The 21,336-nt window shown below is 52.8% G+C and carries 19 protein-coding genes and 2 pseudogenes; 1 reads left to right on the top strand and 20 read right to left on the bottom strand.

Annotated features, from left to right (window positions below; all coding sequences use genetic code 11):
* The 3 genes and pseudogenes from Q0Z94_RS06960 to Q0Z94_RS06950 all read right to left on the bottom strand — a co-directional run.
* A pseudogene (locus Q0Z94_RS06960) lies at positions 1-191 on the bottom strand (hypothetical protein); the annotation flags it as partial.
* A gap of 410 nt (positions 192-601) precedes the next feature.
* Positions 602-790: pseudogene (locus Q0Z94_RS06955) on the bottom strand (transposase); the annotation flags it as partial.
* Between the two features lie 257 nt (positions 791-1,047).
* A complete protein-coding gene (locus Q0Z94_RS06950) occupies positions 1,048-1,728 on the bottom strand; it encodes a DUF554 domain-containing protein (RefSeq protein ID WP_298068292.1) in 681 nt (226 codons plus the stop codon).
* A gap of 394 nt (positions 1,729-2,122) precedes the next feature.
* Between Q0Z94_RS06950 and Q0Z94_RS06945 the strand changes: the two genes are divergently transcribed.
* Positions 2,123-2,614, top strand: a complete 492-nt coding sequence (locus tag Q0Z94_RS06945) for a peptidylprolyl isomerase (protein ID WP_366517583.1) — start codon at positions 2,123-2,125, stop codon at positions 2,612-2,614.
* Positions 2,615-2,707: 93 nt separating this feature from the next.
* Here the strand turns inward: Q0Z94_RS06945 and Q0Z94_RS06940 are convergent, their stop codons facing one another.
* The 17 genes from Q0Z94_RS06940 to Q0Z94_RS06860 form a co-directional block, all read right to left on the bottom strand.
* Positions 2,708-2,998 (bottom strand): hypothetical protein, encoded by a 291-nt coding sequence (locus Q0Z94_RS06940; protein ID WP_298068290.1) that lies wholly within the window; start codon positions 2,996-2,998, stop codon positions 2,708-2,710.
* Positions 2,998-3,471: an HMA2 domain-containing protein gene (locus Q0Z94_RS06935; protein WP_298068289.1), complete on the bottom strand. Its 474-nt coding sequence runs from the start codon at positions 3,469-3,471 to the stop codon at positions 2,998-3,000. The genes Q0Z94_RS06940 and Q0Z94_RS06935 overlap by 1 nt, the downstream gene beginning before the upstream one ends.
* A gap of 1 nt (position 3,472) precedes the next feature.
* Positions 3,473-5,539 carry a heavy metal translocating P-type ATPase gene (locus tag Q0Z94_RS06930; protein ID WP_298068288.1) on the bottom strand — a complete coding sequence of 689 codons (2,067 nt, stop codon included), beginning with the start codon at positions 5,537-5,539 and terminating at the stop codon, positions 3,473-3,475.
* Between the two features lie 104 nt (positions 5,540-5,643).
* Positions 5,644-5,898 carry a DUF6110 family protein gene (locus tag Q0Z94_RS06925; protein WP_298068287.1) on the bottom strand — a complete coding sequence of 85 codons (255 nt, stop codon included), beginning with the start codon at positions 5,896-5,898 and terminating at the stop codon, positions 5,644-5,646.
* 491 nt (positions 5,899-6,389) lie between these two features.
* Positions 6,390-7,586, bottom strand: coding sequence for a hypothetical protein (locus tag Q0Z94_RS06920; RefSeq protein WP_298068286.1), 1,197 nt, complete (start codon positions 7,584-7,586; stop codon positions 6,390-6,392).
* A gap of 18 nt (positions 7,587-7,604) precedes the next feature.
* On the bottom strand, positions 7,605-9,077 hold the full coding sequence (locus Q0Z94_RS06915) for a glycosyltransferase family 1 protein (RefSeq protein ID WP_298068285.1): 1,473 nt from the start codon (positions 9,075-9,077) through the stop codon (positions 7,605-7,607).
* A 10-nt stretch (positions 9,078-9,087) separates the two neighbouring features.
* Positions 9,088-10,599: a glycosyltransferase family 1 protein gene (locus Q0Z94_RS06910; protein ID WP_298068284.1), complete on the bottom strand. Its 1,512-nt coding sequence runs from the start codon at positions 10,597-10,599 to the stop codon at positions 9,088-9,090.
* Positions 10,596-11,615, bottom strand: coding sequence for a glycosyltransferase family 2 protein (locus tag Q0Z94_RS06905; protein WP_298068283.1), 1,020 nt, complete (start codon positions 11,613-11,615; stop codon positions 10,596-10,598). Before Q0Z94_RS06905 ends, Q0Z94_RS06910 begins: the two co-directional genes overlap by 4 nt.
* Positions 11,616-11,621: 6 nt before the next feature.
* Entirely contained in the window at positions 11,622-12,770 is a 1,149-nt protein-coding gene (locus Q0Z94_RS06900; protein WP_298068282.1) for a glycosyltransferase, read from the bottom strand.
* Between the two features lie 30 nt (positions 12,771-12,800).
* Positions 12,801-14,033, bottom strand: a complete 1,233-nt coding sequence (locus tag Q0Z94_RS06895) for an NAD(P)-binding protein (protein WP_298068281.1) — start codon at positions 14,031-14,033, stop codon at positions 12,801-12,803.
* An 8-nt stretch (positions 14,034-14,041) separates the two neighbouring features.
* Positions 14,042-15,286, bottom strand: a complete 1,245-nt coding sequence (locus Q0Z94_RS06890; protein ID WP_298068280.1) for a glycosyltransferase family 8 protein — start codon at positions 15,284-15,286, stop codon at positions 14,042-14,044.
* A 29-nt stretch (positions 15,287-15,315) separates the two neighbouring features.
* Complete coding sequence (locus tag Q0Z94_RS06885; RefSeq protein WP_298068279.1) at positions 15,316-16,197, bottom strand: sugar nucleotide-binding protein; 882 nt, start codon at positions 16,195-16,197, stop codon at positions 15,316-15,318.
* Positions 16,198-16,206: 9 nt separating this feature from the next.
* Positions 16,207-16,563, bottom strand: coding sequence for a cupin domain-containing protein (locus Q0Z94_RS06880; RefSeq protein ID WP_298068278.1), 357 nt, complete (start codon positions 16,561-16,563; stop codon positions 16,207-16,209).
* The gene (gene gmd, locus Q0Z94_RS06875; RefSeq protein WP_298068277.1) at positions 16,560-17,603 is read right to left on the bottom strand and encodes a GDP-mannose 4,6-dehydratase; all 1,044 of its coding nucleotides are present in this window, start codon (positions 17,601-17,603) and stop codon (positions 16,560-16,562) included. The genes Q0Z94_RS06880 and gmd overlap by 4 nt, the downstream gene beginning before the upstream one ends.
* Before the next feature lie 24 nt (positions 17,604-17,627).
* On the bottom strand, positions 17,628-18,977 hold the full coding sequence (locus tag Q0Z94_RS06870) for a phosphomannomutase (protein WP_298068276.1): 1,350 nt from the start codon (positions 18,975-18,977) through the stop codon (positions 17,628-17,630).
* Positions 18,974-20,392, bottom strand: coding sequence for a mannose-1-phosphate guanylyltransferase/mannose-6-phosphate isomerase (locus tag Q0Z94_RS06865; protein ID WP_298068275.1), 1,419 nt, complete (start codon positions 20,390-20,392; stop codon positions 18,974-18,976). Before Q0Z94_RS06865 ends, Q0Z94_RS06870 begins: the two co-directional genes overlap by 4 nt.
* Positions 20,389-21,336, bottom strand: a 948-nt coding sequence (locus Q0Z94_RS06860; RefSeq protein WP_298068274.1) for a site-specific integrase, incomplete at its 5' end; no start/stop codon positions are given. The genes Q0Z94_RS06860 and Q0Z94_RS06865, both read right to left, overlap by 4 nt.

Genomic DNA, 21,336 nt, shown 5'->3' with positions numbered 1-21,336 from the left:
GGGGATATGTACTGGCGGGCGATGCGTTCATCCACGCTCCAGCTGCGCTTGCGAACCTGCACATGCGGCAGATAGATACGGGCGACAAAGTCATCAACTTTAAGACTGTCAGGCTGCCTGTGTCTGCTGTCTTGCTTCACCGGCAAAAACGGCAGCCCCAGGGAGAAGCCCGATGGACGGCGACAGATCATACGCGTTCTCCTTATAAAGAATCCATGAGGAAGACTGTGACAACAGCTGGAGAGCGTACGCGCCGTTTGCCCATGAAGAAAGAACCAGAGGCAGGCGTTTTTCGGCACTTCTGGAGATATTCAAAAAATTCTGCCGCTGTCTGACTGGGCAGCCGGTTTTTTCGGCAGAGGCCAAGGAAGGTTGCGAAGGTCACAGCCTGTGACGGCTATCTGTCCGCACGAAAGGCGTTCGCCAGTTAAAATTCCGCAGGGCCGCTCACATGCACGGAACATGAGGGAAACCGCGGGGAAAACTATCGGACAAATGGGGCCCCACCGGCATAGCCGGTGGTTCCCCCTATGCGCCTGTAAGTCTCTCCTACCAGCCGCGCCCTGACAGGCGCATGTGCGATCTGACATTTGCATCTTTGTTACTTGCGGCCCGTAAACGGGCTTCCTGAGTACGGGATACTCAACTGCTCTCCCAGTTTATCCTCGTCCAACTGGTGTCGGATGTATTCAGCTATTCGGGTCTTATTCTTACCAACCGTGTCTGCATAATACCCCCGACACCAGAATTCACGATTGCGATATTTGAATTTCAGTTCGCCAAACTGTTCATCTTACTTCCTTTATGGTTTGAGACCTCGGCCTTTAGGCCGATAGAGCCCCACCCCGCCCTGAAGGGCGGGGTATCTTTGGGGCGGTAGCTTGGGAGGGGATGCAAACCCCTCCCAAGCGCAGGACGCAAAGCCCTGAAGGGCTTTGCTACATTATTGCTAACAGACGCTACCTTCCCTGGTTTGGGCAAAAGAAAAGCCTTGCATGTTTTTCGGGTGGAGTTTTGCCAGGACCTTTTGCACGGCGTTCAGCAGGTTCAGAAAAACGCCCGGGCAAGATAGTAAAGCGCCACGCTCACAAACAGCGAGGGGAGCATGTTGAGCGTTTTGCAATCTTTGAGGTGCAGGAGCGAAAAGCCGGAAACCATGATGAGTATGCCACCGACGATGGAGACTTCGGCGAGCAGCGGCGGGGTCATGAACGGCCCGACCCAGCAGGCCAGAAGGTACAGGCTGCCCTGCCAGAGAAAGAGGACCACCGCGGCGAAGGCAATGCCTATGCCGTAAGTGGAGGCCAGAACCATGGATGTCACAAAGTCCAGCGTTGCGTTGGTGAAGAGAAAGGTGTTGTTGCCTTCAAGGGCGCTCTGCATGGGGCCGAGTATAGACAGTGTGCCAATGCAGAAAAGCAGTACGGCCGTGGAAAGTCCTCGTCCGAGTTCGGAATTGCCGTAGCGGGTGGTCAGCCGCTGGAATTTGCCGTCCCAGTCCCACAGAGTTCCGAGGACGCTGCCGATGGCCAGGCTGAGGATAAAGAGAACAGGGTAGTCGCTTTGCCGCATGTTGGAAAGCGCGGCATTCAGCCCCAGGGCGATGGAAGCAAAACCCATGGTATCGAAAAGGACAGTCTGGTATTTGGCTTTGAGTCCCCGCCCCAGCACGCTGCCTAATGTGCTGCCGACGAGGATGGCCGCAGTGTTGACGATGGTTCCCAGCATGGGATGGCTCCGAAAGCTTGGGAAGGGCGAAGCCCCCGTTCCCTTGTAAAACGTGAATTGTGTCATTGGAGGCCGGAGAAGTTCCTGAGAAGAAACGCCGGCGCTTTCATGTCCGCCTTTGTGTATCACAAAGAGAAAAAGGACAAAAGAGCCTGACCGCGTGGCCTGTTCCAGGGCTTTCCGGACGGAAAAAATCAGTTTGCCAAGGCGTCAGCCTTCCGCTACAAGAAAGGCAACGCAGATCTTCACTCAGCCCCATGCGGATTCGGAAGAGCGAGCCGCCTGAGAGGAAACGGAGAACATTCGTATGCGCAAACTTCTTATCTTCTGCCTGATTGTGACGGCAACCTTCATACTGGGGACGACAGGTCAGGCGCAAGCCGGAGGAAAGACTATGGTCACGCTTCAGACCACGAAAGGCGATATCGTCCTTGAGCTGGACGCTGAAAAGGCTCCCAAGACCACCAAGAATTTTTTGCAGTATGTGAAGGATGGATTCTACAATGGAACCATCTTCCACCGTGTCATCCCCGGATTCATGATCCAGGGCGGCGGCTTTACCAGGGATATGGTGCAGAAGCCCACCCGCGAGCCTATTGACAACGAGGCTGACAACGGCCTGAAGAACGACGTGTACACCATCGCCATGGCGCGCACGCAGGCCCCGCATTCCGCCACGGCCCAGTTTTTCATCAATGTGGCGAACAACAGCTTCCTCAACTACAGCGCACCCACCATGCAGGGCTGGGGCTATGCCGTGTTCGGCAAGGTGGTGAAGGGGCAGAACGTGGTGGACGCCATCGCCGGTGTGCCGACAACTTCGCACTATCCCCATCAGGATGTGCCCGTGGAACCCGTCATCATCAAGAAGGCCGTCATCGACTGAACCGTTCCAATCTCCCCTGGCAGCAACCTTTTTTAGCATCTTCCCCGCTTGCTTTCAGGCGGGGATTTTTGTCTGGTGCAAAGAGGAAACAGTTCAGGCGCAAGTGTCTGGCTGCGTTCCGGTGTTCTGCGGAAACGGTTTCTCTTTGCCTTCACGGGAAGCGGGAAAGTATTCGCTGAGCAAGTCCAAGAGACAGTCTACGCCTTCACGGAGATACCATGCCGGAGGATGGGGCAGCAAAGCCGCGGCCGCCAGGGCTGCGATAAGCAGAGCGGTCAGCGCCAGAGCCAGCACCGCCGCAGCCAGCATCAGGAGGCCCAAGGTCAGGGCAGCGCACAGAATCACGATGCCGCAGCGCATGACTTTGCGCGCCCATGACGGCATCAGAGCGTCTTCCTGTGGGCGAGGATATGCTGAAGGCTGGCCACGGTGAACAAGCCTCCGGCCAGGACGTGAAGCGGGGAACGCCCCAGCACTGCGCCCGCCAGAGAAGCGCCAAGCGTCCCCAGCATGAAACGGCTCATCAGGCGGGTGAGATTGCGGGAGGTCAGGCAGTCGAAGAGCATCTTTCCAAAGCAGACACCGCTGCCGTGCCGGGCTTCTTCTCCGTGCTGCAAAGCAGGGAGGAGTTTCAGCCCCTGTTCCGCGAGTTCCAGAAGCTGCTCCTTGCTGAGGCGTTCGGGCGCATAGGTGATGAGCAGCGAGCCGAGCCGTGGGTTGACGCCTGCGCTGAGTATACCTTTCGTTTCGGAGAGCACGCCGGTAACGATACCGGCTATGGCGGCGTCTTTGAGTGCGGGATGGCGAAGGCGGACCCGTCCGTCCACAAAGCTGACAACGTGATCGGAAACAGCCATATCATTCTCCCTGAGGCAGTTTGGGACGCATGGCGTTCAGCGAGACGCCCAGCGTTGTAAGGTTGTGGAGCACGGCGGACAAGCCCGGCTGAAGTATACCAAGAAGACTGCCCAGCAGAAACGCCGAATTCAGCGCCATGATGGCCAGAAAATCGGTATGGATGCGGCGCATGGTCCTTCGTCCCAGTTCAAGAGCCGTGATAAGGCCGCCTGGCGAGCCGCCCATGAGCAGCACGTCGGCAACTTCGCGGGCCAGATCTGCGCCGTCGCGCAGAGTGACGCCCACATCGGCGGCGGAAAGTGCCGGGGAATCGTTGATGCCGTCGCCCAGCATGAGCACCGTGCGCCCCTGAGCCTTCAGTTCCTGAACGATGCGGGCCTTGTCTTCGGGCAGAACCTGGGCATGGTATTCCCGAATGCCCAGACGGGAGGCCACGGCTGAGGCGGTGCGGAGGTCATCTCCGGTAAGCATGAGCACATGGGGAATGCCCATGGCCTGAAGCTGCCGGATCAGAGCCGCGCTTTCCGGCCGCAGCGGGTCTTCCATGGCAATGATTCCCGCGGGGCGGCCGTCGATGGCCAGATAGAGCAAGGAATAGCCCTGGCGGGAAAGTTCGGTCACGGCGCCGCGCATGGCCGAGAGGTCAACGCCTTCGTCCTGGCTCACATAGTGGCGGCTGCCAAGCAGGACGCGGCGCCCTTGCCAGTGGGAAGCGATGCCGTGCGCCACCACATATTCCACTTCGGTGTGTTCCTCGGCGTGATGGAGCCGGCGGGCTTCCGCGCAGTGAACCACGGCCCTGGCCACGGGATGCGGGAAATGTTCCTCCAGACAAGCTGAAAGACGCAGCACCTCGTCAGCATGGTATCCTTCCGCGGGAACAATACGAGCCACATGGGGATGGGACTGGGTGAGCGTGCCTGTCTTGTCGAAAATCACGGTGTCCACGGCGGAAAGACTTTCAAGGAAACGCCCGCCCTTGACCATGACCTTGCGGCGTACGCCTTCGTTCATGGCGGCGAGTATGGCCAGCGGCGTAGCCAGCCGCAGAGCGCAGGAGTAGTCCACGAGCAGCACGGAGGCCGCCCGCGTGAGACTGCGGGTGAAGACAAAGACCAGCGCCGCCAGCGCGAAGGTGAAGGGCACGGCGCGGTCGGCCAAGCGTTCGAAACGCCCCTGAATGCCGGCTTTCTTCTGTTCGGTGTGTTCGATGAAGCGCACGATCTGCTGCATCCGCGTGTCCTTGCCGATGCTGGTGGGGCGGATGAAGATTTCGCCCGATTCCACCACTGTGCCCGCATAGACGGATGCCCCTTCCGTGCGCATCACGCCAAGAGGTTCGCCGGTCATGGAGGCTTCGTTCACCGAAGCCGTGCCCGCGGCGACGACACCGTCCACCGGAATGGCCGTGCCGGAGCGGACAATCACAAGGTCGTTCTCTTTCAGATCCTGCGCAGGGATGAAGCATTCTTTCCCGCCGCGGCGCACCCAGAGCCTGTCCGCCTGGAGCGCCAGATGCGAGGCCAGATTTTCCAGAGATTTTTTCTGGGTGTAGCGTTCCAGAGCGTCACCGAACCCCAGCAGCAGAGTGAGCAGGCTGGCGGTACGGAAGTCGCCCCGCAGCAGAGAGATGGCGATGGCCGTGCCGTCCAGAGCTTCCACGTCCAAACGGCCATGACGCAGAGAATGGAAACAGCGTTTGAGAAAGGGCGCGGCCCCGGCCAGGGCGCTGCACACGCTGAGGGGCAGAGGCAGGAGCGGCCGAAGGAAGAGATAGCGGAGGAGCGGCAGGAGGCTTGGCCTCTCGTCCTTCTTCGGCGGACAGACGGAAAGCGCAGATCCGGGCAAGGGAGCGGCGCCGGATAGAAACGCATACGCCCTCGGCAGGGCTTCTTCATCCGTATACAGCAGAAGGACACTGCCGGTACGCGGGTTGACGCGAACCCCTTCCACGCCGTCCAGAAGCTCCAGCCCATCGGCCAGCATGACGGCCGTCTGCACATTGAAAGGTTTGGCGGCGCGCAGACGGACACGGCCCGGAATACGATGGATAAGGGAAAAACGCATGGCAGCTCCCAACACACACGTGTGAAAAGAAAGAGAACAGAAAAAGGACGTCACGATGGACGCCGAAGCACCCGGCCGGGGAGAGCGGCTCCCCGGCACGGTATTCAGGCTTGTTCTTCTTGCTGTGCGGCCTTGCGCTGTTCGGAAACGGCGCGAGCCTCGGCCAGCATATCTTCCATATTTTCACGGACAGCGTCCGCCTTGGCCATAAGCGCTTCCCTGGCGTCCATGCCTCGGCTGAGCAGATCTGCGGCCAGAGGCTTGACATCGAGCTTGCCGCGGCTTACGGCAACGGTTCCAAGAGCGCCAAGGGCGACACCGCCCAGGAAGAACAGACCGTATTTCAGAGTTTCGTTCATGGCTTTCTCCTTGTTTGAGCTAAGCGGGTTCCGCTCCCGGAACTTCCTGCTGACGATGCGGGAGCGGGGCTCGTCAGTGCATGGAGCGTTTTCCGCGGCAGGATGCGACTGCGGAATACGTCCGTCCCAGACCACACTCGTTAATAATGAAATAGAATTTCATTGTCAATAGTGAGGTTAAAAATCTCACAGCAGAAAATTGTCATTTTTAACAGTTTTAATGTGTTTTATCCGATGTGCCGTAAAATCTCCCCTGAGGGGAGAGGTATTACGATGCATCGGATAAAGTTTCCACAGAAGTTTTGGAAATCGAACGTGTTTGCTAAGTGTCCACGCCCCTAGGCGTCATGTGTCCGTGCGGAAAAGTATGTGTGGAAAAATACGGGAGTACTGCCAAAGCTGCTCCCGGCAACTGCCTTCCTGCCCAGGTGAAGCCCGGAAAAATGCTGCCGCTCATCACGAAAAGTGGCGTATCGGCGGACGCCCAGCTGTTATCGGTAGGCCTCTCTCACCTTTTGCATCACTTGCTCTACGGAAATTTCGTCAAGGGAGCGGCAGGAAGAGAAACCCTTCAGACAATGGCTCTGCCAGGAAGACAATATACCTTCACAGCCGTTGGGACATTCCGTGCCGGAAAGCGCGATATTTTCTGGATAACCGAGCATACGGGCGCAAGAGGGGCCAAACAGGACAAGAGAAGGGCCGCCGCTCAGATAGTGCCGCAGGTGGGGCACCAGGCCTTCGCAGCCTGTATGCAGCCGGGAGTACCGCACCAGTGACATGAATTCCTCGAAATTGGTACGCCCTCGAAGATCGAACACTCTTTCATTCAGATTCTGCGGGACAGCAAAATTTTTCTCCAGTCCCAGCAGCACGACAGGAATTGCCGGATACTCCCTGCAAAGTGCTTCTGCCAGCGCAGAGTATTTGGCAATTGCCCACAGTTTTGTGGATTCTGCATATGCACCAGCTTCTCTTTGGATTGTGAAATAGACGGCGGGCAAGCCGAAGCGTCTTGCCAGCTCTTCACGGCTTAGAGGCGCCTGAAAGATAAACGTGCTGTCCTTCAATCCGAGCGAACCGTCAAAATCGGCCTGTCCCCGGCGGAAGCGTCCCATGACATCGGCATAGTGGATGCCCAGAGCCTGATTTTCATCAAGGTAAAAGGACGAGTGGGACGATTGAAATCCTATCAGCCGCAGAACATAGTCTCTAAGGGGAGAAGACAGGTGCTTCAGACGTTCTTCACAGCAGGATTTGACCTGAGGATTCTGCATAACGTCGAAGACGGCATCGAATGAGGAAAATTCTATATTCGTTTTCAGCGTATGGATAGCCTTGACATAGGAGAGCTGCTTACACAGCGCCTCCATACATGATTTTGGCGTGTTGGTGAAAACCGTTACATGGCATGAGCAGTCTGCGAGAGCTATCAGAGCGTCCATCCACACGATGTTGAGAACAACGTCGCCTATGCCCCCGCGCAGGAGAAAGGCAAGATGCAGAAATCTGTCTGTGTGCCGGGGGCGCGTGTGACAGATCTCCCCCGTTATTTTACCGGACAGAGCCTTACCGGCAGCCCACAGCGCCAGTTTCCAGGCCGCATACCTGGGACTCGAGGGATACCTTGTCCTCAGCTTCGCCACCTGATGACCTGCTTTGTCGAAAAAAGGAATCAGCGTCGGCATGAAACTGCTCCTTTTCTGTCATTTCAGGGGCAGACGGGACAGCAGCATTTCAGCACTTTCTTCCCAGGTAAGGAGCTTGATGCCGGACGAGGGTATCACTCGGCCTTTCTTCAGGTCTTCCAGCCATGTTTCGATGCAGTCGGCCAAAGGCTGCGGGTCAAGACCGCTGAAATATGTGGCATGATCTCCGGCAATTTCCCGAAATACCGGCAGATCGCGCAGGATGAGCGGTTTCCCACGCCGTGCGCCCTCGACAACGGCCAGGCCGAAGCCCTCCGCCTCGGAAGGGAAGAGTACACAGGAAGCGGACTCGTACACCTTGTCCAGATACTCATCGCCAATTCCCTTGAGCCAGAAGAGCCGCTTGCCGTTTTCAGGATGCTTGTCGATTTTTCCGGCCAGTTTGTCGATTTTCCAGCCTTTTCTCCCCACTATGACGAAGTTGGCGTCTATGCCCTTTGCCCAAAGGCGTTCAAACGCGGCCAGTGCCTGCCCGTAACCCTTGCGCGGTTCAACGGTGCTGACCTCCAGAAAGGAGGGACGGGACTTCATGGCGGAAAGCACGGCTACGGCGGAATCGGGCAGTCCCTGGCTTGCAGAGACGCTTTCGATGTCACTGCCGAGGTGGAACCAGTTCACAAAAAACGGCGCATCGTCCTTGACGTTTTCCCTTCGCCATGCCCGATACTCCTCGGCCACGGCTTCGGAAATGGTCAGTACACCGTCGAAGCGGGAAATCAGAGGCAGCCATCGGGCAAAATTTTCCCGAAAGGCGTCTGGGCAGAAGGCGGGATGCTGAAGAGGAATGAGATCATGAACGAAAAACAGAACGGCAACGCCCATGTTCTGCAGCGTCTTCAGCGCATGAAAATGCGTCTCCACCTCCCGCACGTCGGGAATGGGGGTCAGAAGCAGGTCGCCTTCCTGAAAGATAACAGGTTCGTCCAGGGCTTCATTTCCGCATACGCCTTCCATCCGTCGGAGAAAACTCCTCGCGTGGACGTAGCCTGCCCTATCCCCCGTGGTATAGACAGGATAGACATCGTATCCAAAAGAATGCATCGACCTCAAACTGCGTAGCAGACAGCGGGTGACTCTGGCAACTCCTGACCGTTCATCCTGAAACGCCAGCGAACCGATATTCCAGAACAGACACCTCCTGCCGTGACGCTCACGGGGCAGAAACAGCGGGCCGTCCCATGCGCTTCCCGACAGCGGGCCGGAAACTCTGAGCTTCAGCAGCTCAATCCTTCCGCAGCAATAGCGTGTTTTGCAGGCAGATCGCCGGATTTGCAGCAACGGCAGACCGCAGATCTCCACGCGGGAACGGTGGGGAAGTTTTCGTATCCGAAGAACGCGGATCCCGGCAACATACCAGTCTCTGACCGAGCCTCGGGAAAAGTCGTCCTCCTGCGGTTCTGTCACATGCTTGCTGGAGGCTCTGCGGCGAGAAAGACAAAAAAGCGGGAAATTTTTCCAGAATGGGGACATTCGTACTTCCTCACTTGGTTTGCGATTGAGTATCGTCATCCGCCAATCGGGACAGCAGCATCCTGGCGCTTTCTTCCCAGGTAAGGATCTTGATGCCGGACGAGGGTATCACTCGGCCGTTTTTCAGGTCTTCCAGCCATGTTTCGAGGCAGTCGGCCAGAGGCTGCGGGTTAAGACCGCTGAAATACGTGGCATGATCTCCGGCAATTTCCCGAAATACCGGCAGATCGCGCAGGATGAGCGGTTTCCCACGCCGTGCGCCCTCGACAACGGCCAGACCGAAGCCCTCCGCCTCGGACGGGAAGAGTACACAGGAAGCGGCCTCGTACACCTTGTCCAGATATTCGTCGCTGATTCCCTCAAGCCAGAACAGCCGCTTGCCAAGTTCGGGATGAGATTTCAGCCTGCGGCAGAAGGCGTCCATCTTCCAGCCTTGCTTCCCGACGATGACAAAATTAGCATCCATCCCTTTTGCCCATAACGCTTCAAAGGCCGCCAAGGCCTGTTTATGCCCTTTACGCGGTTCAATGGTACTGACTTCTAGAAAGGTGATTCGATTCTTCAGTGCTGCAAGCGTGGGGTCGCTGGAGTCAGACAGATCTCCAATTCGCTCCGTCATTCGTATATCCGCGCCCAGATGGAACCATGACGTAAAAATTTTTCTGTCGATTTCTGCGACGTTCTTTCGCATCCAGCATAGATATTCCTGTTCAGAAGCACGGGAGATGGCCACTATGCCGTTGAACTCGGAAGTATACAAAAGCCAGTCAGTTATTTCTTTATAGAGCGAGGCATCGAAAAATTCGGGATGTCGCAGGACAATGAGATCATAGACAATAAAATAGATTCTTACACCGTGTTTTTTGAGAAACTTCAGAGCGTGATACTGTGCTTCGACTCCCTCAAGATCGGGTATGGGAAAAAGCAGAATATCGCCCGCAGAGAAACGAACCGGGCCATCTTCACCCGATGCCTCCAGAAAAGGAACTATGCTTCTCGCATCATGGAAGGCACTGAAAAATCCTGTTTTCCGTATGGCTGAACGAACAGGGATCACATCATACGCCCCATCACACTCTTTCATGAGCGCGGCCAGCAGGTTTGCCGCTGTGCGTGGAATCCCTGCTCCGGCTTGAGATTTTTTCAGTGCATCTATATTGTAGAACAAACGTTGTCTTTCTCTGAGGTCTTTCTCCATGGGAGCAAAATCGTCAGACAGCTGAAGTTTGCCCGTCCTTTTCTCTTTCCACAGTTCGATACATCCGAGATAAACGCACGTTTTTGCATCGATTTCAGTTATCAGCAGTGCAGGGAAAAGACCGAAAAGAAAAATAATACGGTTTTTTTCATATTCATATATACGCATAAATTTAATACCGAACAGATATAGAGTTCTCACATGTGCTTTCTTCATTATTGTACGCATGTTCCTATATTCTGTGGCATATTTTTTCTTAAAAAAACGAATATACCATGCTTTAATATAGCATAAATAAATATAGAAAAGCGTATTCTTGTTCATATTCTATTCTCCGATTTTACTCTTAAAAACATTAAATGCTTTCCAAACAGATAATATTTTGATATTTTTTTACTTATTTTTATTTTAAAAATAGGAATGCCCAATAGAAATATGGTTTTTACAAATTTTTCATGTCCGTGAATATCAGATATACTTTCAATGAATTTGAGAAACTGTTCATAGTCAAAATAACGTAGTTTTAGATTCAGCATAAACCGTATCAATCTGATGAAAAACATATTATCATATTCTCCGCCTATCTCGCCGATATAATTTGCGATAATACGTTCCTCGGTAAGGCGGTCATCAAATTTTCTGTAAAACCAGCAATAAAGTTTTGCCAACCGCCGATAATACAGATCATAGTGATCTATTCTGCGGTCTGAGCGCAGGGTAACCCCTCCAAGCCGGTAATTGCAGATCGGTTCATCCAGCATGACACCCTTATAGTCATCCAGGATAAGCTGAATGAAAAAGCGATAGTCTTCTACGGTATCAAAGTCTGTTCTGTAGCCTCCCTGTCGTTGCACCACGGCTTTCTTTATCATGCAGGCGGGATGATTGAAGGGCATCGAATACCAGAAGGAATATGGGTGGCAGTGTTCCAGACGCCGCTTCCTGCCGTCACGGGAACAGCATATCTGATGACCGTACACATAATCGGCCCCATGTTTTTCGGCCAGTGCTGCCATCTTTTCGACAATGTCATCTGCGGCATACCAATCATCAGAATTCAGAACAAGAACATAGTCGCCCCTTGCGAGGCGGCACCCCTTGTTCATAGCGTCGTAGATGCCGTTGTCCTTCTCGCTCGTATAGGTTATCCAACCTTTGCTCTGATATTCCTCAAGCAGTTCTACGGTTCCGTCCGTAGAGGCTCCGTCAACAACAATATGCTCCACAGCGTCATAGGTCTGGCGATGTACCGACTCGAAATTCTGCAGAAGGAAGTCCTTTCTGCCATCCGCCAGACAGTTAAGAGTCACAGTTATGATGGAAACCAAAGGATGGTGCATATACTTTTACCTTATGTCCAAATAGATTTTGAATATAGGTAACCTTCCAAACAATTTGTATATACGCCTATTTTTTTTATCGACTGTGACTCGCAACAGCATCCAATGCCAGAAGAGTTTATATATGGCACCTCCGTCTTCAGTATCAATTTTCTTAATGAGAGGAATGCCAAATACACGATACCTCTTTTGAGAATATCTTGTTTTTTCAGGAGATGGATCAGGTTGATACACTGAATTTACTGGTTCTGGAATAAGCCGTTGCTTGTTTTTCATCACGTCCAGGAAATGGAAACAACTTTCATAATTAAAGTTTTTAAGTTTTAATGATAAAAGATAATTTTTTAATCCAAAAAGAAATAAATCATCTGGATGCTGACGAAGTTTATCATATTCTGTTATATCATGTACTTTTTTAAAGTAAAATTTACTATATATATATTCTAATACATTATAAAATCTTGGATCATGTTTTGATGAAACACCTCCTATCCTGAAACATAAAAAATTATATGGGATATGAAGATGCTTTAAATCTTTAAATATTAAATCCACTTCAAATTTAAAATCTGTTGAAGTTCCATAAAATTCCGCATCGGAAAAATAGCCGACGGCCTCAAAACATTTTTTTTTCATAAGCATACCCTCATGATTAAATGAGGTTTCCATCCAAAAAACATCTGTATTGTCTCCTTTAAGAAAGGAATATTTATTGTCATAAAAATGAGCAATGCCTAAATATGGAACGATTTGATTGTTATTATTATCAACAAACACAGTATCTCCACTTACATAGTCACATCCTGTCATTTCTAAGTATTTTATTTGCATTTCAATTACATTTTCATCATATAAATAATCATCAGAGTGTAAAAGAATGATAAATTCACCACCATATTTCTTGATCGCTTTATTCATGGCGTCATAAGGATTGAGATCAGTCTGCCTATAACAGGCAACTATAATGTTATTTTTCGATTTATAGTTATTAATAAACTCCCATGTTCCATCGTCACTCATACCGTCAACTATAATATGTTCAATATTTTTATATGTTTGCTGGCTGACAGATTCAACCATCTGCTTAAAATATTCTTCTCTCCTGCCTTTAATCAAATTCTTGACTACGGAAACGACTGTCACTTTTGCTTGCATGGGAGGTCTCCAAATCTGATAAATTATGAATTACAGTTTTGCGACAAAATCCAGCGCGTGTTTGATGCACACATCGTGGTTATGATGCTGATGTTCCCCCCATCTGCCTATGCCGAACAGATGCTTTTCCTTATAATGTTCCAGGATGGACGTTATGGCTTTTGTCCTTCCGAGCAACGGCAGGGGGTAGGCGGCAGGAGTCGTATAGTTGAAGAGGTTTTTGCCGGGGAAGGTCAGCCTGGAGGCGTCAAACCTGTCAGCATTCGTTTCTGTAAATACACCGTACTTCTTGCTGTCCTTGACGAAATTGGAAATGAACAGCTCACGGTGATGCTGCTGCTCCATTTCCGGACGATAGCGCCAGTGATAGTTATTGCTGTTTTCCGCAGTCTCAAACAGAGAAATGACGACTTTGTTGTAGCGGATGAACTCCATCTTTCCGCGTATTTCCTCAGGAGACCCAAGATACCTGTAGAGCGAAGGCCAGGGAATGGTGGTAATGACATTTCTGGTTTTATATTCGCCATTGACAAGCCATTCACGGGCGGCCTTGTCATAGGAAAGGCTTTTCACCGGCGTGTTCAGAAGGATATTTGGCAGCTCCTCCCGTGCCAGCACCTCCATAACTTTGCCATAGCCGCCGGACAGAGGATAGTACGGTCTGTTGTGACAGGGATACTTCTCGACGTCCTGATGCCGCTCCAGCGAGTATCTCAGGACTTCCTTCACCTCGATACGCGGAATCTTGTACAGCCAGTCCACGTCCATTTCACGCGGCTGTATGCCCCACAGTTTAATATTGTAGGGGATCAGATAGCCGTCACAAATTCTGTCTCCCAGTTTCCAGCGTATCCATTCTTCATAATTGACGGGTTCAGGACGCCCCAGCGACTCGCCGTTCCGTATGACGGACAGCAGATAGTCGATCTGTTTGTCCACTGGCAGCTGCCACAGGTTCGACTCCAGAGGATAATCGACGTCCATCCCTTCGATGCGGATCTTGGATATGCGGGGATCGATCCGGTACATTTTTTCTCTGGGAAAGGACGAAAAAAGAAAATCCTCAACCTCAGGAAACTTTGTCTGAAAAAAATGCCCGCCGATATCGACAATATGGCCGCCGACCCGGAAGCTCCTGCACAGTCCGCCCGGTTCGGCTTCGGCCTCGAGTGCCATGACTCGCTCCACGCCCTTGCGCCGCATGGCCTTCAACAGTGTTATGCCTGTAACCCCAGCCCCCAGGATAATGAAATCATAGATCATAAGACCGCTCACTTTCTGATTTTCAACAAGGGAATAAAGTCCAGCAGCTTGTAGGTTATGGTCTTGCCGTAGTCCCTTATCTGTACTTTCATCAAGGGTAGATAATCGAAGAGCAGATAGCGCCGGCTTCCGGAATCAGAAATCTTCACCTTCAGAACAGGCAGTCCCAGCAGTCTGTAGCGACGATATTTTTTAATACATGCCTCTGGCTGAGGAGTGACTTGCGGCTCCGCAGGAGGAGCAGTACAAATCAGCGAATCGTTTATTAATACTTGTCCTTCACCGACTACATATTTGGCAGGATGTCCTTCAGGAAGTGTATCAAGCATACTGTTTCCGAAATTATCAAAATTTCCACGCATTCCCTTTATTTCATCCTTTATTCTTTGTGCAATAAAAGTATTTTGTAATCCATAATAATATGGCGTCATTGAGGCATAATACCACCATTCCTCAAAATACTTTACACGATTAATGCTATAAAACGAACTAAATGTTCTCCATGGTTTGTTTGGAGAAAAATGAACAATGACAGGATGCTTCCATTCATTTATAAAATATGCTTCATTAAACTGTTTATGATAAATTAAAATATGATCTTTGCGCTCAGCTAGATTGTATCGTGAAGGAAGAAGTTTGTATTTATTATTCGAAAATATAATATTAAGGGCATCTTGATGTAAACAAAAAAATTTATTTCCGTATTTCTTACCAAGATTAATACATCTTTCTGTAATGTCTTGTTTTCTCCATTTTAAACAATCAATGACGACAGTTCCCATATTAAAATAGATATGCTTGGAACAATCTAGATTTATTTCCTCTTTTTTATGAGTCGCAATATCTACACATGCACCAATTGTGAAGTCCTCAAGATCTATATTATACAGTTCTGAAATATCATCGAGAACCAACGTGTCACTTTCAATATGTACGCCCTTTTTAACTTCAGGAAAACTTTCCGGAAAGAGCAGCGCGGCCCAGGCATCCAGAAGCCCGTAGTACCAGACGGAAAGGCCTTCAAATCTTTTTAAATCAGCGCGGCTGAAAGCCATTTTCGTTATATTGGAAAATTTGTCCTGGAGGCTCCGCAGCTGCCTTCTGCCAAAGTCAGAAAGTCCGCAGTCCATGATGTAAAAGCTGACGTTGTGTTTTGTGTTCTTTACAACACTGACCATTGTCGTAGCGGTATAACCTACCATATCCGTATTGGTAACAAGAAAGACAGGAATGTCTTGAATCTGTGATTCCATAAAAAGCTCTCCTTAAAGTTGATTTTCGACTATTCGCAAAGAGAAAACTTCAGCTCCGCACGATGGAGAAGTTTTTTGACCAGAGTGTTGTCCAGAAGGATCTTCCCCGGTCTTCTTTCTTTCCAGATTTCCGTGTCGTCCTTCATGGAAACTGGTAGGATCCTTGAGGTGTCAAGGTCGTATTTTTTCGCTATACGCAGCGCCGCATCGTATTTCGAAAGCGCTTCATCGCCTGCAATATTGACAATCCGGTATGCGGACGCTTCCCTGCTCTCCATGAGTTCCAGGAGCGCTTCTGCGGCGGTATTGAAGTCGATGATGGAGCGCCACGAATCCATGAAGAACTTCATGCCGAGACCTCTGCGATTGTTTTCAATAATCTCGTCAAAAAAATGCTTCTTGTATGGAGAAAGACTTCTTCCCATCATGACGGGTAGTCTGACAATATGGATTCCGGCTGCCGCGGCCATGGCTTCTTCGGCAAGTTTGTGTCTGGCGTAGTCGTTCAGGGGAGATACTGCGGCATCCTCTCTGTACGGAATGTCGCTATCCTTTGAAAAAACCATGTCTGTGGAAATGCTGTAAAAGACCTCGAATCCTTCCAGCATTCCTATGAATTTTGCGTATGCAGTAATATTCGTATTCCAGGCAACATATCTGTCATAAGCCTTGCAGGTATTGAAAAATGCAGGAAGCCATATAATTTTTCTCTTCCTTTCCCTATTGATACGTTGCGTCAGGCTGTGCAGAGAGGTATCGTTAAGTACATCACAATGTACCCACCGTATTCTGCCTTCAACAGCATTTTTTACATCTCTAGAGGCTGCCAGTATTTCTTCATCAGTTTTTTCCGTAAGATTTTTTATAAGATAGCTTCCTAAAAAGCCTCCAGCTCCGATAACTACATACATAGAATTTTCTCACCGTGAATAGATGTCCAGCGAACCGTCCATGTTTTCGACACCATGATCATACATGGCAACCGTGATCGTCTTTACCGGATAGTGAAAGGCGTGTATCACATACGGCTCAATGACAAAAAAATCACCCTTGTTCGCGGAACAGGTACATTTTTCTCCGTCTCGTTCGAGTTCCATGTCAATATGACCATCAACGATGAAGAACGCTTCCCTGCTTCTCTTGTGGTAATGGCCGCCGCGTTCCGCTCCGGCTTCCGAGCCGCTCACATTGACCTGTTTCCATCCGCTGCGGCAGAGCTGCACGAGAAATCCCCGTTCGTCAGAAAAGGAAAAATCCGGCTTGATAAAGGTAATCATGCCCGCACCGCAGCTTCTCTTTTCACGAGTTCCATGTCATGACGGACCATGAGCTTTACCAGCTCTTCAAAGGAGGTCTTCGTGGGGTTCCAGCCGAGTTTTGTCCTGGCCTTGGCGGGATTGCCCAGCAGGTTCACCACGTCCGTCGGTCGGTAGAAATCTGGCGAGACTTCCACGAGGACTCGGCCTGTGGCCTTGTCGATGCCCTGTTCGGCCATGCCTTCGCCGCAAAATTCCAGTTCGATGCCGGCTTCCCGGAAGGCAAGCGTACAGAACTCGCGCACGGAGTGCTGTTCGCCTGTGGCGATGACGAAGTCTTCCGGAGTTTCCTGCTGAAGGATGAGCCACATGCACTCCACATAGTCCCTGGCGTAGCCCCAGTCGCGCAAGGCGGAAAGATTGCCGAGGCAGAGCTTCTCCTGCCTGCCCTGGGCGATGCGTGCGGCAGCAAGACTGATCTTGCGGGTCACGAAGGTTTCGCCGCGGCGTTCGGATTCGTGGTTGAACAGAATGCCGGAACAGGCGTACATGCCGTAGGCTTCGCGGTATTCTCTGATGATCCAGAAACCATACTGCTTGGCTACGGCATAGGGGGAATAGGGATGGAAGGGGGTAGTTTCGTCCTGCGGGCATGCTTCCACCTTGCCGTAAAGTTCGGACGTGGATGCCTGATAGATGCGGCAGGTCTTTTCAAGCCGGCAGAGACGCACGGCTTCCAGGATGCGCAGCACACCAATGGCCACGATGTCCGCAGTATATTCAGGGACCTCGAAGCTCACCTGTACATGGCTCTGGGCGGCGAGGTTGTAGATCTCGCCGGGCCTTACCTGGTTCACGACATGCACAATGCTCGCGGAGTCGGAAAGGTCGCCGTAGTGCAGATGGAAGCGGGGGCGGCCTTCGAGGTGTTCGATGCGCTCGCGTCTGTCCGTAGCATTTCGACGCACAAGGCCATGGACGTCATAACCCTTTTCCAGCAGAAATTCGGCAAGATAGGATCCGTCCTGTCCGGTCACTCCAGTGATCAAGGCTGTTTTCATGAAGTTACTCTCGTGGTTTCGGGCTCATCCCCGAATTTCGTTCAAAAGTTCTTCCGTCTTTGCTTCCATAAGTGCCTTGTCGCCGCGGCTTTCCACATTCAAACGCAGGATCGGCTCGGTGTTGGAGCTGCGCAGATTGAAACGCCAGTTTGGAAAGGCCACGGAAACACCATCGGTATGCGTCACTTCCGCGTCGGGCAGTGCCGCATATTTCGCTTCCAGTCGGGCGAGTACGGCGCGGATATCCTCCACGTGGGAATTGATTTCGCCGGAACAGGGGAACGCGGCCATACGGTCTTCCACACAGTCGGCCAGCGTCCTCCCTGAATCGCTCAAAAGCTGCGCCACGAGCAGCCAGGGGATCATGCCGGAATCGCAATAGGCGAAATCGTGAAAGTAATGATGGGCGCTCATTTCTCCGCCGTAGAGGGCGTCTTCCGCACGCATCCTTTCCTTGATGAAGGCATGGCCGGTTCTGGACTCCAGGGCCGTCCCGCCGGCTTTCGCCACAACGTCCCGTGTGTTCCAGACGAGGCGCGGATCGTGGATGATCTTCGCTCCCGGATGCCGGCGGAGAAGCGCTTCGGCTATCATGCCAACGAGGTAGTAACCCTCGATAAAGCGGCCTTCGGCGTCGTAGAAGAAGCAGCGGTCGAAGTCTCCGTCCCATGCGATGCCGAAGTCGGCCCTGGCTTCGCGCACGGCCTGCGCCGTGAGCGCACGTTTTTCCGGCAGCAGAGGATTCGGTACACCGTTGGGGAAGGTGCCGTCCGGTTCGCCGTGGATGATGTGCAATTCCACAGGCAGGCGCTCAGTCAGCTTTTGCAGAACAAGGCCCGCACAGCCGTTGCCCGGATCGGCCACGATGCGCAGACGGCGTAGCGATTCAGGCTTGATGTAACTGAGCAGGTATTCGATATAACCGTTGCGATAGTTTGCTTCAGCAAAACTTCCCAGCAGTTCCGCCGGGATGCTTTGACCTGCTGCGATACGCCTGCGCATGGCGAAAAGCCCGGAATCGCTGCTTACAGGCACTGCTCCCCGGCGCACCAGCTTGAAGCCGTTCTCATCCGCAGGATTGTGGCTGCCGGTGACCATGATGCCGCCGTCGAAATCCCTGGCAAAGGCCGCGTAATAGATCTCCTCGGTGCCGCACAGCCCGATGCCGGTCACGTCCACACCAGCGGCACGCAGGCCTTCAGCCAGAGCTTCATACAGGGCCGGGCCGGAAAGCCTGGCATCGTGCCCGATAACCACACGTTCTGGCTGAAATTCCTGCGCGAAGGCAAAGCCGAGGCCCCGTGCCAGAGGTTCATCCAGATCGGAAGGATAACGCCCCCGAATATCATAGGCCTTGAAGCAGAAAAGGTTCATTTTTCTCCAATCCCTTCGCGGCCGTATTTGTCCTGAAGGCGGACGATATCGTCTTCGCCAAGGTAGGCGCCGTACTGCACTTCGATGAACACCAGCGGAACATCGCCCGGATTTTTGACACGATGCTTTGCGCCCAGCGGGACATAGATGGACTGATCTTCAGAAAGGCGTTTGACGTTCTCGCCTACAGTGACCTCGGCAACGCCTTTGACCACCACCCAGTGTTCCGCCCGGCGGTGATGGAGCTGAAGGGAATTTTCTTCTCCGGGTGTCACCACGATGCGCTTCACCTGAAAGCCTTCGCCTTGAACGAGAGTCTCGTAGCTGCCCCAGGGGCGGTGAACCTTGAGGTGAACATCGGATTCCGGTCGATGCGCCAGCTTCAGCTTTTCCACCAGCTGTTTCACATTCTGCGAACTGCGGCGGTCGGACACGAGGACGGCATCCCCGGTCTCAATGACGGCCAGGTCCTGGACCCCCAGTGCAGCGATGAGGCGATGGGACGAGCGCAGATAGCAGCCGCTGGCGTTTTCCGTCATCACATCGCCTTCGCAGGCGTTGCCGCAGTCGTCCTTCGTCGCCGCGTCATAGAAGGCTTCCCACGAACCGAGGTCACTCCAGCCGCAGTCCACGGGAACAACGGCCGCTCTGGTGGTGTGTTCCATGACCGCGCAGTCAATGGAGTCGGAAGGCGACTGACAGAAAGCATCGCCGGGGCGGACAAAGATGAAATCGGTACGGCGGGCTTTCCATGCATCCCCAACGCCCTGCCAGATGTCAGGCGCCCAGATTTTCAGTTCGTTCAAGTAGGCGGAAGCCTTGAAGAGGAATATGCCGGAGTTCCACAGCCAGCCGCCTTCGCGAAGCATCTCACCAGCGCGATTGAAAGAGGGCTTCTCGTGAAACTCCGAGACCGCAAAGACGCCTTCTTCAATCTTTGTGCCCTGCTGGATGTAGCCATAGCCGGTTTCAGGGTGGGAAGGCCGTATGCCGAAGGTCACCAGTCTGCCGGATTCGGCCGCGGGACGGGCCAGCTCCAGCGCCGCGCAGAAATTTTCAGGATGAGCAAAGTGATGATCGGAGGGCAGAACCAAGAGCAGTGCGTCCTGTTCCTCAAGCGCGGCAAAAGCTGCCAGAGCAATGGCCGGCGCGGTATTGCGGGGGCACGGTTCGAGAATGACGGTTCCAGTTTTTCCCGTTTCGTCCATCGCTGTGCTGGCATAAAAGCGATAGGCGTCATTGCTCACGATGACAGGCTCTTGGAGGTCACGTATCCCCTCAATACGGCGGAGAGTTTCCTTGAAGAGATTGCTTCCGCTGCTCAGAGGCATGAACTGCTTGGGGTACTGGGTGCGAGATGCGGGCCACAGGCGAGTACCTGAACCGCCGCAAAGAATGACCGGCTGTATTCTCATAGGGAACCCGTGATATTTCCGTTTGTATGTGAACGCGCCAGTTTCAGAGACTCCGGCCTGTAGTGACCGAGGATTGTCTGCAGGCCCTCACGGTTGACGCCCATGCTTACCAGGACGTTTGCGAAGGTATGGCGCAGGTCCTGGAGGCGCAGTTCGGGATGCCCGAATTCATCGCGTATCTGGTACCAGTCGCGGGTGATGTAGGTGAGATGCGTCCCCAAGCTCGTGAAGAACAGCCACGGGGTGCCCTCGTGCCGCGGCAGCTTCTCAATAAACTTCTGCGCTTTGCTGCTCAGCGGGATGAGCCGCTGCCGTCCGGTAAAGTTCGCGGTCACGGTGAGGACGCCGCGGACAAGATCCACGTCTTCCCAGCGAAGGCCGAGAATTTCGGACTTGCTGGCTCCGGTGAGGATCATCAGCGTGATGGCGTTGGCCGAGGACCAGTTCGGGTACTTCCTGAGGATATCGAGGAGCCGGGCAAGCTCGGATTGCTCCAGCAGCACGGGGCTGCGACCTTGCTCCGTGGATACCCTGAGCGACTTGAGAGCCTTGAGCATCCTGTCATCTGGCAGGTAGCCCCAGCGTGCGGCGCAGTTCATGACGTATTTGGCCAGCCAGTACTGGCGGACGCAGGTGTTGTGCGCAAGCCCGCTTTGGCTGAGCGCGTCGAGCCAGGTCTGGAGCGTTTCGGCAGTGATGTCGGAGAGCCGGTACTCGCCAAGATAGGGCAGGATATGCCGCTGCAGGTTGCCGCGGTCTACCTTCCAGCTCCGCTTCGTCTTTTGGACAAAAGGCAGATAGTGCTCCTCTGCAAAGTCGCACAGCAGAGGAACGGAATCCTGGGCGCTGCCTGCTTTGGGCAGCCCTCGAGTCATGATTTTGCTGCTTTCACCTGCCATAAATCTCTCATCCGGTTTGACGGCGGCACTTCCGATTTTGTCGAC

The sequence above is a fragment of the uncultured Mailhella sp. genome (assembly GCF_947631555.1).
Classification (GTDB): domain Bacteria; phylum Desulfobacterota; class Desulfovibrionia; order Desulfovibrionales; family Desulfovibrionaceae; genus Mailhella.
Note: the sequence above shows the minus strand (reverse complement) of the source record. Positions and strands in the feature narration are given on the sequence as shown.

Coding starts and splice junctions, on each gene's coding strand:
- Q0Z94_RS06910 (WP_298068284.1), bottom strand. CDS start 10,599: ATGAACAAGAATACGCTTTTCTATATTTATTTATGCTATATTAAAGCA.
- Q0Z94_RS06920 (WP_298068286.1), bottom strand. CDS start 7,586: ATGCCGACGCTGATTCCTTTTTTCGACAAAGCAGGTCATCAGGTGGCG.
- Q0Z94_RS06885 (WP_298068279.1), bottom strand. CDS start 16,197: ATGTATGTAGTTATCGGAGCTGGAGGCTTTTTAGGAAGCTATCTTATA.
- gmd (WP_298068277.1), bottom strand. CDS start 17,603: ATGAAAACAGCCTTGATCACTGGAGTGACCGGACAGGACGGATCCTAT.
- Q0Z94_RS06930 (WP_298068288.1), bottom strand. CDS start 5,539: ATGCGTTTTTCCCTTATCCATCGTATTCCGGGCCGTGTCCGTCTGCGC.
- Q0Z94_RS06940 (WP_298068290.1), bottom strand. CDS start 2,998: ATGCCGTCATGGGCGCGCAAAGTCATGCGCTGCGGCATCGTGATTCTG.
- Q0Z94_RS06935 (WP_298068289.1), bottom strand. CDS start 3,471: ATGGCTGTTTCCGATCACGTTGTCAGCTTTGTGGACGGACGGGTCCGC.
- Q0Z94_RS06865 (WP_298068275.1), bottom strand. CDS start 20,392: ATGAGAATACAGCCGGTCATTCTTTGCGGCGGTTCAGGTACTCGCCTG.
- Q0Z94_RS06880 (WP_298068278.1), bottom strand. CDS start 16,563: ATGATTACCTTTATCAAGCCGGATTTTTCCTTTTCTGACGAACGGGGA.
- Q0Z94_RS06890 (WP_298068280.1), bottom strand. CDS start 15,286: ATGGAATCACAGATTCAAGACATTCCTGTCTTTCTTGTTACCAATACG.
- Q0Z94_RS06905 (WP_298068283.1), bottom strand. CDS start 11,615: ATGCACCATCCTTTGGTTTCCATCATAACTGTGACTCTTAACTGTCTG.
- Q0Z94_RS06915 (WP_298068285.1), bottom strand. CDS start 9,077: ATGTCCCCATTCTGGAAAAATTTCCCGCTTTTTTGTCTTTCTCGCCGC.
- Q0Z94_RS06945 (WP_366517583.1), top strand. CDS start 2,123: ATGGTCACGCTTCAGACCACGAAAGGCGATATCGTCCTTGAGCTGGAC.
- Q0Z94_RS06950 (WP_298068292.1), bottom strand. CDS start 1,728: ATGCTGGGAACCATCGTCAACACTGCGGCCATCCTCGTCGGCAGCACA.
- Q0Z94_RS06895 (WP_298068281.1), bottom strand. CDS start 14,033: ATGATCTATGATTTCATTATCCTGGGGGCTGGGGTTACAGGCATAACA.
- Q0Z94_RS06900 (WP_298068282.1), bottom strand. CDS start 12,770: ATGCAAGCAAAAGTGACAGTCGTTTCCGTAGTCAAGAATTTGATTAAA.
- Q0Z94_RS06925 (WP_298068287.1), bottom strand. CDS start 5,898: ATGAACGAAACTCTGAAATACGGTCTGTTCTTCCTGGGCGGTGTCGCC.
- Q0Z94_RS06870 (WP_298068276.1), bottom strand. CDS start 18,977: ATGAACCTTTTCTGCTTCAAGGCCTATGATATTCGGGGGCGTTATCCT.